Source organism: Streptomyces sp. NPDC046977 (genome assembly GCF_040644455.1).
GTDB lineage: Bacteria > Actinomycetota > Actinomycetes > Streptomycetales > Streptomycetaceae > Actinacidiphila.
The window spans coordinates 1-14,154 of record NZ_JBEYWO010000036.1; the positions used below are offsets into that span (position 1 = coordinate 1).

At 67.1% G+C, this 14,154-nt stretch carries 12 protein-coding genes; 3 read left to right on the forward strand and 9 right to left on the reverse strand.

The genetic code is table 11. The features are described from left to right. Positions 1–162 precede the first annotated feature (162 nt). From ABZ883_RS36500 to ABZ883_RS36520, 5 genes are all read right to left on the reverse strand, one after another. Positions 163–1,623: a M1 family metallopeptidase gene (locus ABZ883_RS36500; RefSeq protein WP_360914146.1), complete on the reverse strand. Its 1,461-nt coding sequence runs from the start codon at positions 1,621–1,623 to the stop codon at positions 163–165. Next, on the reverse strand, positions 1,620–2,540 hold the full coding sequence (locus ABZ883_RS36505; RefSeq protein WP_360914150.1) for a M20/M25/M40 family metallo-hydrolase: 921 nt from the start codon (positions 2,538–2,540) through the stop codon (positions 1,620–1,622). The genes ABZ883_RS36500 and ABZ883_RS36505 overlap by 4 nt, the downstream gene beginning before the upstream one ends. A gap of 761 nt (positions 2,541–3,301) precedes the next feature. Then, a complete protein-coding gene (locus tag ABZ883_RS36510; protein ID WP_360914153.1) occupies positions 3,302–4,213 on the reverse strand; it encodes an alpha/beta fold hydrolase in 912 nt (303 codons plus the stop codon). Positions 4,214–4,519: 306 nt separating this feature from the next. After that, on the reverse strand, positions 4,520–4,981 hold the full coding sequence (locus tag ABZ883_RS36515) for a nuclear transport factor 2 family protein (RefSeq protein ID WP_360914156.1): 462 nt from the start codon (positions 4,979–4,981) through the stop codon (positions 4,520–4,522). Positions 4,982–5,025: 44 nt separating this feature from the next. After that, a complete protein-coding gene (locus tag ABZ883_RS36520) occupies positions 5,026–5,799 on the reverse strand; it encodes an SDR family oxidoreductase (protein ID WP_360914158.1) in 774 nt (257 codons plus the stop codon). Between the two features lie 610 nt (positions 5,800–6,409). Between ABZ883_RS36520 and ABZ883_RS36525 the strand changes: the two genes are divergently transcribed. Beyond that, positions 6,410–7,561 (forward strand): FAD-dependent monooxygenase, encoded by a 1,152-nt coding sequence (locus ABZ883_RS36525; protein WP_360914161.1) that lies wholly within the window; start codon positions 6,410–6,412, stop codon positions 7,559–7,561. A gap of 71 nt (positions 7,562–7,632) precedes the next feature. Further along, positions 7,633–8,562 carry an AraC family transcriptional regulator gene (locus ABZ883_RS36530; RefSeq protein WP_360914164.1) on the forward strand — a complete coding sequence of 310 codons (930 nt, stop codon included), beginning with the start codon at positions 7,633–7,635 and terminating at the stop codon, positions 8,560–8,562. A 124-nt stretch (positions 8,563–8,686) separates the two neighbouring features. On the opposite strand, the gene ABZ883_RS36535 is transcribed toward ABZ883_RS36530, so the two are convergent. From ABZ883_RS36535 to ABZ883_RS36550, 4 genes are all read right to left on the reverse strand, one after another. Further along, positions 8,687–9,235, reverse strand: coding sequence for an alpha/beta hydrolase fold domain-containing protein (locus tag ABZ883_RS36535; RefSeq protein ID WP_360914167.1), 549 nt, complete (start codon positions 9,233–9,235; stop codon positions 8,687–8,689). Positions 9,236–9,257: 22 nt separating this feature from the next. After that, positions 9,258–10,271, reverse strand: a complete 1,014-nt coding sequence (locus ABZ883_RS36540; RefSeq protein ID WP_360914170.1) for an SDR family NAD(P)-dependent oxidoreductase — start codon at positions 10,269–10,271, stop codon at positions 9,258–9,260. Between the two features lie 121 nt (positions 10,272–10,392). After that, entirely contained in the window at positions 10,393–11,184 is a 792-nt protein-coding gene (locus ABZ883_RS36545; protein WP_360914173.1) for an SDR family oxidoreductase, read from the reverse strand. A 322-nt stretch (positions 11,185–11,506) separates the two neighbouring features. After that, complete coding sequence (locus ABZ883_RS36550) at positions 11,507–12,556, reverse strand: SDR family NAD(P)-dependent oxidoreductase (RefSeq protein ID WP_360914176.1); 1,050 nt, start codon at positions 12,554–12,556, stop codon at positions 11,507–11,509. Between the two features lie 714 nt (positions 12,557–13,270). Between ABZ883_RS36550 and ABZ883_RS36555 the strand changes: the two genes are divergently transcribed. Next, complete coding sequence (locus ABZ883_RS36555; protein ID WP_360914179.1) at positions 13,271–14,101, forward strand: alpha/beta hydrolase; 831 nt, start codon at positions 13,271–13,273, stop codon at positions 14,099–14,101. The last annotated feature ends 53 nt before the right edge of the window (positions 14,102–14,154 follow it).

Genomic DNA, 14,154 nt, shown 5'->3' on the forward strand with positions numbered 1-14,154 from the left:
TGTAACTTGAGCGACCCCTGCCACAGCCTCGGACATCATGGCTGCAGACCACGATCTCCGGTGCCGATCCAACACGTTGGGATACCTCTCTGATCGCCCCCGCTTGACACAGAGAGGTGCCGTTCTTTGTACAGTCCCCAGCCCCACCCTTCTGGGCATCATTCACTTATCGACGGGGGCGAAGTTGCGCCAGGCTTCCCGGGAGAGGTACCGGTCCGGCGGTACGGTCGTGCTGTGGGCCCAGGCGCTAAAGAAGCCGGTGAGGTCCTGGCCGGAGACCTTGGCGGCCAGCCGCTCGAAGTCTGGCCACGAGGCGTTGGAGTCGCGGTGTTCGGACGTCCACTGCTTGAGAGTTGTGAAGAAGCCGGCGTCGCCGACGGTGCGGCGCAGGGCATGCATCATCAGGGCGCCCTTGACGTATATCCCCTCATCGTGTTCGTGGCCGGGACCCGCGTCGTAGATCCGCGTGCTCCAGAACGACGGATCACCGCTGGCGCCCTCAAGTGTGCCCTTGTAGAACACGGTGTCGAGATCGCAGCCAGCGGCGTGTTCGTCCCAGAGCTGGGTTGCGTACTGAGCCACGCACTCCGCGATGCAGGCGTCGCGCCAGTCGGTGTAGGAGACGCTGTCGCCGAACCACTGGTGGGCGATCTCGTGGGTCATGGGGTAGTCCCAGAGCCCGCCCTGGTAGGTGGGGCGGCTTTGGGTCTCCAGGCCAGGGGGCACGTCCCGGCCGCTACCAAGGGCTATCCCGCCAGCGGATTCGAAGGGGTAAGGGCCGAACTTGGAAGAAAAGAAGGAGATGATGTCGGCCTGCACCCGCTGTGTCTGCGGGTCGATGGCCTCGCCGGGGCTGTAAGCGTCGATGACGGGGGTCCCGTCGGCCAGTGCGTACTTCTGGACGGTGAACTTGTCGATCGCGACGGTAGCGGCATACATGACCATCGGGTGGGTCTCGCTCCAGCGGAACGTCCGTCGGCCGCCGTCGACTGTCGTGGGTCCGGGCAAGCCGTTACCGATCACCGTCCAACCGGTGGGCACGGTGACAGCCAGTGCGAGGGTCGCCTTGTCGGAGGGGTGATCATTGGCGGGGAACCAAGACGTCGCGCCGTGCGGCTCACCCGCAGCCTCGGCGCCGCCGTCGTCCAGGATGTGCCACCCCTCGGCCGCAGGATTGCCGGCGTACCGGACGCGTACGGTGAACTGCTGCCCCTGCCGCAATTGTACGTACGGTGTGACGACCAGTTCGTGGTCGCCAGAACGCCTCACCGCTCGTGCTGCGTGCCCGTCGACAAGTACTCCGCTGACCTCGAAGCCCTTGAGGTCGAGGTCGAACTGGCCGAGGCCGGCCGTGGCTTGCGCGGTGACGGTCGTGTCGCCGTCGAGGCGGTCGGGGTGAGCGGGGTCGTAGTGGACGTTGACGTCGTAGTGGATGACGTCGTAGCCCGAATTTCCGTCCTCGGGATAGTACGGGTCACCGACGCCCGCTCCGCCTGTGGTGGCGGCGGCGGGCACGGAAACGCCCAGGAGGAGTGTGCCGACGGCGGTCAGTGACACGGCGCCGGTGACTCCGAAGTGCCGGGACCTCTGACGACCTGAGGAGGGACGGAAACTGGTGGTCACGATCGATCACCCTGGTGCCGGTGTTGCGGAGTCGTGGCGGCGTGGCTGCTCGTGGCGAGCGCCCAGGTCACGTCTAGGATCGTGTTGGCGCTCGATGTTTCCGTAGCTGGATCCACGTTCGACAGGTCGTCGCACGGTTCGTGTATGCAGTCGGAGATGCCGGTGGTGAAGCCGCCAATCGGGATACCACCGCTCTTGAAGGACGCGTCGTCCGACCCCCCCGCCCCACCGACTTCGAAGGTCGGTTGGCCGCGCTGAGCGAAGTCCTTCTCGTAGGCAGCGTACGTCTCCGGGTCATCGCTGGTGACTATGCGGTATTCGACGTTCTTCGAACCGGTCCCATCGAAATTCGAGTAGGAGTCGATCGCCGCCCGTGCCTGGGGGCTGAGCCTGTCGACATAATGGGCCGAGCCGATGAGACCTGGCTCTTCGCCGTCCCACCAGGCGAAGCGCAGGTGACGCTGCGTCCTGAGGCCGGACTGCGCGATGGCGACCGCGGTGGAGAGGAGCGCCGCGGAGCCAGAACCGTTGTCGTTGATCCCCGGGCCTTCCGGGACGCTGTCAAGATGACCACCTGCCATGATGATGTGCCGCGCATCACCGCCGGGCCAGTCGGCTATGAGATTGTGCCCACGCTTGCCCTGGTAGGTGAACGGCTCGACGTGGGTGACAAAGCCCGACGCATCCAGGATCTTCTTGACGTAGCCGAATGACTCGTCGTCCCCCTTGGTGCCCAACCCCCTGTTGCCGCCGTTGCGATCAGCGATCTGCTGCAACACCTGCAGGTGGGCCATCACCTCCGACTGAGAGATCGTCGGTGGGGTCGCCGTGTGACCGACGGCGGTCTCGGCGACGGCGACACCGGCCGCGCCCTGGCTCGCCACACAGAGCCCCGCAGACAGGGCGAGCGCGGCCACCCTATGCATCGGTCGGCGGGAGCCCTCCCCGCCGACCGATCCGGCCCGACGGATTGAAGGCCCTGAGACAGCCAATTGTTGTACCCGTTGCATATGGGTTTCCCTTTCGTTCGGATGCGGCTGCGCACGAAGTATGAAGCTCGTGTTTGAGGGAAAGGTCAGGAAATTGTCCGGAGCCCATTAGACGATCTTGCGTGCCGGCCTGCCGACGGAGCAGACGGAGCATTTTGCGTTCCCTGCGGGTGATGGGCAGGCCAGTGGCCTGACTCTCGTGTCGGGGTGGACGCCAGGTTCCACTGCTCCGGACTGGTGGTGCTGCTCGTTGGGACGGGGAATCCGGCTGGTCAACCGGAGTTCGGCAGTTGGGCGAGCCGTACGCGTCCGCCGGGGATTCGGAACCTCCGCCCCACCTGTACTGTCCGGCTGTGCACCGAAGTCCTGGACGCGTGGTCCTGGATAACCACTTGGTCTGACGAACCCCTGCCCCACGACTGCCCCGTCTCAGATGAGTCCGGGTAGTGCAGGCTTCGAATGGGCCTCGTGGGGCCGTGAGGAAGTCTACGGCCCTTAAGAGATATCTTGTCCAGGTAGTTGGTGTTCTGGAGTGGTTTTGTGACCGGCGTCGTTGGTGGTCGTTGGATGTGGCGTGAGTGTTCGCCGTCCGTACCGCAGTGATGTGCCCGACGCCCGCTGGGTGTTGCCGAGTGGCAGCGGAGGGTGACCGGCGAGGTTCCGCACGACCAGTGCTGTGAGCTGCGGCATCAGTCCTGTACGCCGGTCTCGTTGTTTGCCGTGTAGGTGTTCACGATGAAGCTGACGACCATGGCGCGCCGCTTGTCAGCTTCCTTGGATCCGTACAGCATCAAAGTCCCGTGCGCTTCGCCGTCGATCGCGACGAGGTGCTTGTCCGGTGCCGCTGACGCCTCGTAGAGCTCCCGGATCTGCTGCTCGTGCGCTCCCTGCATGTCGTTGTGCGCGACCATGAACAGCGAGGGCTCCTTGATCTTCTTCACCGCTGCCACGGCGTCATCGTCGCAACGCGCAGGTGAGGAAAGCAGCGTCAAACCGACGACGGGTATGCCGCTTTCCACGCCCTGCACGGCTGCGGTCGTTCCGCCGCAGGAGGCTCCCACCAGGAAGACCCGCTTCGTCCCCAGGTCCTTCAGCTTGTCGAAGGCGGCTTTCGCATCCAGGGAGCTGGAGGCGGCGGACTTCTCGGAGGCCACATGGTTGCGGAACTCCGGAAGCATCACCCGGTAGCCACGCCCGGCGAATTCCTCGGCAAGGTCAAGGAAGTTGTAGATCTGGCCTCCGTACTGGTGCCCGAAGTAGACGGCGTTCGGGCCGTTGCCCAAGACCAGAATGGAGAGGTGCTTGCCGTCCTCCGTGGTCAGTGTGGTGACGTACTTGTGCAGTCGTCGGGGAACGCAGTCGTTGACAAGGTGCCCTGACGGCGTCCGCACGGTGGACTCGGGTGCCGCGGGCGGGTACGACACCGGCTTCTCGGTGACAGTGGCCCTCGGTTGCTGCGGCTGTACAACCGAGGACTTGACCGGAGAGGGGCTCTCGTCCACTGCTACAGGGTCGGTCGAGGCGCAACCGCCGAGCACCACGGTAGCGGCGGCCAGGGACAGTGCCGCGGTGTGGTGACCGGCGCGGCGATTCCAGGGCAAGGAGCTCCTCCTGAGAGTGCGGTGTCGAATCTGTGGACGTGCTCTCCGCGGGTTCGGTGACCCGTCCGTACCTAGAGACGCCCGAGTCGCCATGAGGTTGGTAAATGTGACGGAGGACACGGCGCGTGGCTACGGCGCTGTGGCGGCTGCCGCATCTGGGCGGCCATCGGGTCCCAATGCGGACTTCGAACCCCAGGCTTCGGTTGGCGCCGGTGATCAGTGCCTGCAGCACTGTTCGTTTCCTGATGTTGAATCCACGGTTGAGGCGATCGGCAGGAGAGGAGGTCGTCGGGGGCGGCAGTCTGCTCAGGTGCCGGCTTGTTGCCCGACCCCGATCTCGGTACCGGTCGCGAGCCAGCCGGAAGGGTCGAGGCCGAGACGGCCGTAGAGGTAGCCGGTGTCGAAGTTCTCCCAGACTTCCGCGATCTCGCCCTTGTCCATGCGGAACCGGAAGCTGTAAAGGTTGTCGTAGGCGGTGCCGTCCGCGAGGGTCGCCGTCTGGCGCCAGTCCACTGCGACGTGATCGCCCTCGGCGAGGCAGCGTTCGACCCGCACGCGCCGAGAGCCGGGGACGAATGGGGCTCCACCCGCGGCGATCAGGGCGATCACGGCTTCAGGGCCGTGATGGGGCCCCTGGTAGGCGGGCAGGGTGGACGGCGGGGTGTGCCATATGACGGTGTCGGACACCGCAGCCCGTATGGCACCTTCGCTGCCGGTGACAGCTGCTTCGATCAGCTTGACTGCAGTGTTTTTCGAGGTCTCGTTCATGTCGGTTCCCTCTTCGGCGGGTCGGTGTGCGGCTGGGTGTGGCATCAAACGATCCCGCCAGAGGCGTGGATGATCTGACCGTTGATCCACCGCAGATCCAAAGCGGTGGCGAGGACGACGTCGGCGATGTCGTCGGGCCGTCCGATGCGGTTCAGCGGGGAAAGGGCGCTGATCGCGGTGCGCGCGGCCTCGGGCTCGGGGGCGCGATTCAGGTCGGCTTCCAGCATGTCGGTCAGGGTGGGGCCTGGAGCGACGGCGTTGACGGTGATGCCGCGTGAGCCGAGCTCCCGGGCCATGACGATGGTGAACGCCTCCAGGCCCGCCTTGGACGCGGCGTAGGCGGAGTACTGGGGCGCCAGCGTCTTGGTGATGGCGCTGGAGACGTTGACGACAGCGCCGCCGTCACGCAGGTGCAGTGCGGCCTGCCGGCCCACGAGCATGGTGCCGAGCAGGTTCGTCTCCAAGGCGTCACGCATGTCCGCGACGGTGAGCTCGGCGACGGGGGCGGTAGGGAGGGCGGCGGCGGCGTGTACGACGACGTCGACCTGGCCGAGGCGTTCTCGTACGGTCTGGAAGAGCGCGGTGACGCTGGTGGGATCGGCGACGTCGGTCCGAACAGCCAGAGCGTCCCCACCGCGGCCGACGATGTCCTCCACGGTGCGTTTCGCCGCATCGGCATGGGAGCGGAACGTGATCGCGACCGCGTGTCCGTTCGCCGCGAACCGCTCCGCGATCCGTCTGCCTATCCCGCGAGATCCGCCGGTGACGATTACAACGCGGCGGTCATGGCGAGTCTCGTTCTGCTCTGCGTCGTTCATGGAATGATCTTCAGCCGAGCTGCGGGCGGCCGCCGTCGCGCACGTCCGGGATACGTGCGCGGCAGTACGGAATTCGCCGGCCTCCGCCGGAACTCAGCACGAGCGGTGGTCGGCGGCCACCCTTCCGGACCCCGGCGGAACCGACAAGGACTTCATTGCAAGCCTGGGTCGAGCCCAAGTGACTGCTCAGGGTGTCGTGGCTCTTGCAGTGATGCCCCAAACGCATGACCAGGGCACCGTTTGATCAGCTGCTGGACGTGAATGCTCAAAGGGCAGCACCCGCGTCAGACCGCATCCAGCCGTCCCGCGAGCGTCTCGCCGCCCTTGCCGAATCCGATGAGGAGGAAATCGGGCCCTTGAGTAGGGCGCGAGGGACTTCGAGGTACAGAAAGTTTCCGTCGAGTAAGACATGCGCTGAGTCGCCGCATCCGCCCTGCCGGCCTGCGCGGCGGGTCGACGTCCGCTGCCCTGTCGCGGCCGACGGGAGATGTCGGCTCGGCCGTGCGCCGCGGATGCGGCGCACGAGGCGCCTGGTTAGCTTTGTCGGTGGACGACCGCCCGATTCTTCATCGGCCCGCTCCCCGGAGCCGTAGCCTGCCCGAGGTATGCAGTGGATGACGAAACTTTTACCGCTCTTGTCATCGGGGGGTCGGTCGGCGGCCTGGCGGCCGCGCACGAACTGCGATCCGCTGGCGCGGACGTCGGGGTCTACGAGCGCTCGGCCGGACCCACGCAGGCGCGCGGCGCGGGTATTGTCATGCAACCGGAGGTCGAGTCGCTGCTCAATCGGACCGGAACGTCGGCGCGGGATGTCTGCGTCGAACTGAGTGAACGCCAGCACCTGACCCGCCGTGGCGAGACGGCCCGTTACCCCGCACCGCAGCTGATGACCACATGGGACACCCTGTACCGCGCGCTCCGCGACCCGCTCGAGGACGTCTGCTACCGGCAGGACAGCACGCTCGACGGAGTCCTCGTGGAAGGGGACGGGGTCACTGTCTCTTTCAGCGACGGACATACTGCGCGGAGCGACTTCCTGGTCGGCGCGGACGGAATCGGTTCCGCCACCCGCAGGCTGCTCGACTCGACGCCGCCCGTTTATGCCGGCTACGTCGCCTGGCGCGGGCTGGAGGCGGAATCCGGCCTGCCCGGCCACCTGGTGGAACTGCTCGCCGACCGGTTCACGTTCTTCGAGGCCCCCGGCATGCAGATGCTCTGCTACCTGGTTCCGGGAAGCACAGGCGAACGCCGAGACGGGGAACGGCGCGTCAACTGGGTCTGGTACACCAACGTCGCCGAACATGACCTGCCAGCCATCATGACGGGCCGTGCAGGCAAGCGCTTCGCCCACTTCGTTCCCCCGGACGAGCTGCCGCAGGACACAATCGAGAAGGTCGTGGCGCAGGCACACACATCGCTTCCGGCGCCTTTCGCCGAGCTCGTTCATTCGTCCAGGGTCTTCCTCCAGCCGGTCCTGGACCTGGCACCGCACCGAATGCTAACCGACCACGCGGTGCTGATCGGTGATGCTGCGGGCACCGTCCGCCCGCACACCGCCTCGGGCACATCCAAGGCCTTCGGGGACGCCGCGGGTCTTGCCAAAGCCCTCCGTGGTTGGAGGTCCGGACTACCGCTGCCCGTCCAGGCCCTGCAGGAGTGGGAGGTCGTCCGCCTGGACCGGTTGGTGACGCTGGCCGAAGCCGGTGTGCACCTGGCTGCCAGGTCGGGTCTGGGCTCGGGGCGGTCCTTCTTCAGGCGGTAGCCGGGGAGGGCGCCGCCGACGGCGGCTCGCCCGTGCCTCCGTCCGACGGGCCGGTGACATACTTTGCGAATATGAGCGATGACCTGGGCCCCGTGTTCGACCTGCTGGAAGTCAACGGCGTGATTTCGGCGGGATTCGTGGCCGGAGGCAGGTGGCGTACCGGGTTTCGCCCGGACGTGCGGTTGAAGCTGCTTACCGTTGCCCGGGGAGGGGCCCGTGTCTCGGCGGACGGCGCTGACGCCCAGGTCATGGGTGTGGGCGATGTCGTGGTGCTGAACGGCTGCAAGTCTGTGCGCATCGAGGACGCCCTGGAGACGGGCGGGCTGCAGACGACGTTCACGCACCCGCCTGATCAGGCTTTCTACGAGGCCGGTGGTGGTGACGACACCGTGATCGTCGGAGGGCACATTGACCTGTCCGAGGGATCCGATGCCCTGGTCGAAGGCTTGAGCGGATCTGTGCTGTACCTGCCTGCAGGTCGTGACACCGAGAGGCTGTCGAGGACACTGAACCATCTCGTCGACGAGGCAGTGTCGTCGAGGGTCGCCTCAGAACCGGCCGGCCGGCTTCACGCGCGCCTGGTAATCCTCGAAGTGCTCCGGGCTGCGGTCCAAGACGGGGAATCGGTGCCCATCGGGTGGGCACGAGGCCTGCTCGACGAGGCCCTTCGCCCAGCGCTGCGGGCGATACACGGCGACCCCGGACGCTCATGGCGCCTGGAGGAACTCGCCCAGCGCTCGGCGATGTCCCGCACCGTGTTCGCCGAACGGTTCACCACAGTGGTCGGGAAGCCGCCCCTTGCCTACTTGACCGGCTGGCGCATGTACGCGGCTCGGCGCGCCCTCAGAGGCGAGGATGTGCGCGTCGACGAACTTGCCATGCGCCTTGGCTACTCGACGGCCAGTGCGTTCAGCACCGCCTTCCGCCGCGAAGTGGGTGAATCCCCCCGCGCGTACCGATCTCGTTTTACCAGGCATGAGGCCGTGCCGGCCGCCGGCTGAGAGCGCGCCGCCGCGGCATCCCGGCCCGACGTAAGAGTGCTGGAACAAGCGGTGGTCACGCGCCCCGTGCCATGCCCGGGCTCGTACGCGGCATGACACGGGGCGCGCCTGTGTGAGGTGGACCTCACTCGTCCAATAGGCGCTTTAGCCATTGGTGGCACGGGCCTGCCGGGAGATCGCGGCGTGGGGAGCCAGGCTGTCGAAGCCGTGGTACCCGCCCGGCCACACATGAAGTTCGGCGCCTCCTCCCACGCTCCAGATGCCTCCGGAGAATTCGACGACCTTGTCGGAAGGTCTCCGCGGAACCGACGTCGCGGAATGTCGGTGGGAGTCCTGGCGGATCCGATGCGTTGCCCGGTGCGGCGGAGGGGGACACCTCCCCCTGGGCGGGTCGTACCTCAGCCACGCACGCCAGGCGGTGGAGGTCCTGTCCCGCACCCCGCGTCCGAGTATCTGGCGTGCGGACGGACGCCGTGCTGTTGCGGTGTTCGAGCACCGGGTACGTCAGGACCTGTCCGAGAACACTGATGCTCATGCGGTCGCGGGCGAGCAGGCTGAGAGCTGCCGCGATGTTGCCGCCAGCGCTGCCCCTTGGACGCGGCTCGGCGCGTGCCGGGGGGGCAGGCCTGGGGTTCAGGTCCGCTCCGCGAGCGAGACCCCGCGTGTCCCGCATTGAGATGAGCGGCGGTCAGGTTCTAGCGGATCCGGGTTCCGGGCACGAGGCGCTCGCTGAGGTCCCAGAGCCGGTCGGCGACGTCGGGGTCGAGGGCGTGGGCGACAACGCCCGCCGGGGTCTCGCCTGCGACGGCGAGGGCCTGCAGATCGTCGGGCTCGGGGAGCTCGACGAGAGGGGAGACCTCGTTGTTCTCGCCGTAGACGCCGCCGTGGCCGGTCAGGCGCGGGTCGGTCGCCATCCAGGTCTGAGTGGAGGCACCCTGCTGAGAGGTCTTCTTGCCGGCCTCGGGGTCGATGACCCAGTTCCCTTCCTCGTCCATGAGGTCCATGGCGCGGAGGATGTCCGGGGTAGCCCACGGGGACAGGTCGGTGCTCGGGATCGCTCCGGGGTGGACGGAGAACGCTTCGATGCCGTCGGCGGCGCCCCGGGCCGTGATCCCGACGGCGTGCAGGATGTTGGCGGTTTTGGACTGTCCGTAGCCGAGGATCCATTCGTAGCTGCGGTGCTCGAACATCGGGTCGTCGAAGACGATCGGGGACATTCGGTGGGCCCAGGCGGCAACGTTCACCACTCGCGCGCCGTTGGCGGTGGCCAGCGCCGGCCACAGTTGCCGGACGAGCTGGAAGTGGCCGAGGTGGTTGGTGGCGAAATGCGCCTCGTAGCCGCGGCTGTCGCGGGTCAGGGGCACTCCCATGATCCCGGCGCTGTTGACGAGGATGTGCAGCGGCCGGCCCGAGGCGACGAAACGTGCGGCGAAGTCGTCCACGGAGGCCGGGTCGGCGAGGTCGAGCCGGTCGACCTCGATGCGGTCTCCGGCGCCTGCCAGGCGGGCCCGGCCCTTGGCGGGGTCGCGGACGGGCACCACGACCTGGGCTCCTGCCGCGCTCAGAGCGCGGGTGGTCTCCAACCCGACGCCGGAGTGGCCGCCGGTCACCACCGCGGTCCTCCCCGTGAGATCGACGCCCGCGACGACCTCCAGCGCGGTGTTCGCCGCGGTGAAACCGGAACCGATCGGCTGCTGCTTGAACTGCATGGTAATGACGTCCTCCTTGCCGGCGGTGTGCCGGCGATAGTGCTGTTGCTCTCGGTGGGGCAGCGGTGGACTCGGCTCCGGCCTCAACCACCGTGCGCCACGGGGGGATCCGGTAGGCGGGTTATCCGAAGGTCTCGGTCTGTCCACCGTCGATCGTGATGGCGGTCCCGTTGATGTAGGAGGCCTCGCCGGACATCAGGAAGGCGGCCAGTGCGGCGGCCTCATCGACGTGTCCGAAGCGCCGCATGGGGTTGGTCGCGGCTGCCGCGTCGCGGAAGGCTTCCCAGTCCTCGCCCGCCATGCGCCGGAGCGAGGCGTCACTCATGGGGGTGGTGAAGGCGCCCGGCACGAGCGCCACGACCGAGATTCCCTTGGCGCCGTATTCCGCGCCCGCGGTGCGCGTCAGCCCGATGATGCCGTGCTTGGTTGCGGAGTAGGCGCTGCGGGTGGCGAAGCCGCGGATTCCGCCCACGGAGGAATTGTTGACGATGACTCCGCTGCCTTGTTCCACCATGACGGACAGGACATGCTTCATCGCGTAGAAGGTGCCCATCAAATTCACCCCCACCACGCGCTCGAAGTCCTCGGTCGGGTACTCGTGCAGAGGAACGAGCGGCCCTTCGTAGCCGGCGTTGTTGAACAGGGCGTCGATGCGGCCGAAGCGCTCCAGCGTCTGCGCGACCATCCGGGAGACGGCACTCTCGTCCGCCACGTCGGCCACCGTGGTGAGAACGTCAGCACCGGGTACCAATTCGCGAAGGACTCGCTCGCCCTCGGCGAGACGAGTCTCGGTGCTGCCCACGAGGGTCACCTGCCCGCCCTCGGACGCTATGCGTTGTGCCGTGGCCAGGCCGATGCCCGACCCACCGCCCGTGATCACCACGGATTTGCCGGCGAATCGTGTGTCGTTCATATCGGAGTTCAGTTCCTTCTGCGTGTCGTGTCCACCAGCGAAACGATGGTGGCGTGGTGACGAGCGCGAGCGTCCGCGCCAGTGCGGCAGGCGGCAGCGAGTGGTGAAGTTGGCACACTGCCGGCGGGGGCCGCGAGGTGGAAGATGGGGCGTGTGTCTGCGTCCCGCCAGGCCCGGGCGACGGCAGTTCGCCAGCCGGAAGTCGGGAACTGCAGCAGCCGCGGAACGGGCCTGGCACGTGGTGTGTTCGCCGTCCAGCAGTACCTGGGGGCTCGGCCCGAAGCGTGAGCGGGGCCGGACCTGGCCGCCGGGCGGTTCGGGGTCAGCGGGCGTGGGTGACGAGCTTCTCGCTCAGCTCCCACAGCCGGGTGGCCGCGTCGGGGTCCACGGCGTGCGGGGCGACGCCGACCGGGTAACCCTGGGCGGCCGCATCGGTGTCGACGCCGCCGCTTTCGCCATCGGCGCTTTCGGCACCGGTGCCGTCAACGGGGTCCAGCAGAGGAGAGACCTCGTTGTTCTCGCAGTACAGGCCGCCCAGGCCAGCCAGCTGCGGGCTGGTGGCGCACCACACCGAGGTCGAAGCACCCTGCGCCGGGGTCTTGCGACCGGAAGCGGGGTCGATCACGGGCTTGCCGTTCTCGTCGAGGGTGCGGCTCTCCAGCAGCACCTCCTGGGAGACGTGCCGGCTCAGCGGCGTGAAGATCGCCCCCGGGTGCAGGGCGAAGGCACGCACGCCGGCATCCCGCTCGCGCCGGTCCAGCTCCACGGTGAACAAGATGTTGGCTGTCTTGGACTGGGCGTAGGCCATCAGCGGGTCGTATCCGCGTCGCTCGAAGTGCAGGTCGTCGAAGACGACCGGCGACAGGCGGTGCGCCATGGCAGCAACGTTGACGACCCGGGCCCCCTTCTCGGCACGCCGCAGCGCCGGCAGCAGACGGGTGGTGAGCTGGAAGTGCCCGAGGTGGTTGGTGGCGAAGTGCGACTCGAAGCCTCGTGCGTCGCGAGCGAGAGGCGCGGCCATGATGCCGGCGCTGTTCACGAGGATGTCCAGCGCTCGGCCGGACTCCAAGAACGCGCCCGTGAACCGGTCGATGGATGCCGGGTCCATCAGGTCCATGGCGACGACCTCGACACCTGTCACAGGTCCCAGCGCACCTGCGAGGGACTTCTGCGCCCGGGCGACGTCACGGGCCGGGATGATCACCTGCGCTCCTGCAGCGGCCAGGGCCCGGGTGGTCTCGATGCCGATCCCGGAGTACCCGCCGGTTACGATGGCGGTGCGCCCCGTGAGGTCGATACCGGCGATGACGTCGTCGATGGTGGAGGCGGCCGTGAAACCGGAACCGATCGGCTGCTGAACGGGAGAGTGCATGGTCTGGCCTTTCGGGGCCCCGCGGGGCCCATCAGTGCTGCGTGCGCGGCGTCTCCGCGCACTGGTCACACTAGGTTTGGGCCACCCAAGGGATGATCTTCCTGCGTTCGGAGTTCTTTCGCCATCGTCCGGAAACCGCAGCCCCCTTCTCGTTCCCCTCCGGCCGCGGGCCCGAGTCACGTCTTCGGAGGCGGTCCTCACCCTCGTCAAGGACCATCCCGCCGCTTGCGCCGCTCTCCGACGCTTCGGCTGCCTCGCACAGATCAGGAAGGCAATCGGCGCCGCCTGGCCACCCCGCTGCGACCGAAGGCGCCACGGATGGTTGAGCGCCTGAGTGAAGAGACCTGCGTACTCGACGAACAGACCGTGGTCCAGTGACGCAGACAGCAGCAGACCTTGCCACCTTCGACAAGTCGTCCGGACGTCCCTCCGCATACCCAGCACAACTGCCCGCTGACCGTCCATGCCCGAACGGCATGGCCCGCGAAGCATCCGGTACACGAGGGCGGGCACCGGGTTCGGCCAGCAGCACAGGGCACTGCGCCGGACGATCACGCACGAACTCCGGACGCACGCGAAAGTCGCCCACCACGACCGGTGGGAGGCTCCTTCTGTGCACAGCGCAGACAAGGCAATCACCTTGCCCTGAACGCGCCCCTGGGATTTACCTGTCCGCATTTCGAAATCAATGAGGTTAAAAGAGAGGGCTTATCGATGGGAACTGTCGTCACCAATGACGGTACGAACATCTTTTACAAGGACTGGGGGCCGCACGACGTCCAGCCGATCGTTTTCCATCACGGCTGGCCGCTCAGTGCAGACGACTGGGACAACCAAATGCTGTACTTCTTGTCCCACGGCTACCGCGTGATCGCTCACGACCGCCGCGGCCACGGTCGTTCCACCCAGACCTCGTCCGGCCACGACATGGACACCTACGCCGCCGACGTGGCCGCACTGACCGACGCACTCAACCTGCGGGATGCCTTCCACATCGGTCACTCGACCGGCGGAGGCGAGGCCGCGCGCTACATCGCCCGCGCCAAGCCGGGACGCGTCGCGAAGGCCGTGCTGGTCAGTGCGGTCCCACCGATCATGGTCAAGTCGGACTCCAACCCGGGCGGCCTGCCCATCGAGATCTTCGACGAACTGCGCGCGACTCTCGCCGGTAACCGTGCGCAGTTCTACTCCGAAATCTCCTCCGGCCCGTTCTACGGATTCAACCGACCCGGAGTGAATGTTTCACAGGGGCTGATCAACAACTGGTGGCGGCAAGGCATGATGGGCGGCGCCAACGCCCACTACGAGTGCATCAAGGCATTCTCGGAGACCGACTTCAACGAAGACCTGAAGAAGATCGACGTACCTGTCCTTGTCGCGCATGGCACCGATGACCAGATCGTTCCCTACGCGGATTCGGCGCCGCTCTCGGTCAAGCTCCTGAAGAACGGGATCCTCAAGAGCTACGAGGGCCTCCCCCACGGCATGCTGTCAACTCACCCGGAGATCCTCAACCCCGACATTCTGGCGTTCCTGCGGTCGTAGCACAGCTCGTCAATTCATCGATGGCCTGCAACCGCAAGCGCCGGCTGCAGGCC

Bases quoted from the DNA above. Each gene is read 5' to 3' on its own strand.
- ABZ883_RS36530 (WP_360914164.1), top strand. From the start codon at position 7,633: ATGAGCGATGACCTGGGCCCCGTGTTCGACCTGCTGGAAGTCAACGGC.
- ABZ883_RS36555 (WP_360914179.1), top strand. From the start codon at position 13,271: ATGGGAACTGTCGTCACCAATGACGGTACGAACATCTTTTACAAGGAC.
- ABZ883_RS36520 (WP_360914158.1), bottom strand. From the start codon at position 5,799: ATGAACGACGCAGAGCAGAACGAGACTCGCCATGACCGCCGCGTTGTA.
- ABZ883_RS36545 (WP_360914173.1), bottom strand. From the start codon at position 11,184: ATGAACGACACACGATTCGCCGGCAAATCCGTGGTGATCACGGGCGGT.
- ABZ883_RS36550 (WP_360914176.1), bottom strand. From the start codon at position 12,556: ATGCACTCTCCCGTTCAGCAGCCGATCGGTTCCGGTTTCACGGCCGCC.
- ABZ883_RS36515 (WP_360914156.1), bottom strand. From the start codon at position 4,981: ATGAACGAGACCTCGAAAAACACTGCAGTCAAGCTGATCGAAGCAGCT.
- ABZ883_RS36535 (WP_360914167.1), bottom strand. From the start codon at position 9,235: ATGCGGGACACGCGGGGTCTCGCTCGCGGAGCGGACCTGAACCCCAGG.
- ABZ883_RS36540 (WP_360914170.1), bottom strand. From the start codon at position 10,271: ATGCAGTTCAAGCAGCAGCCGATCGGTTCCGGTTTCACCGCGGCGAAC.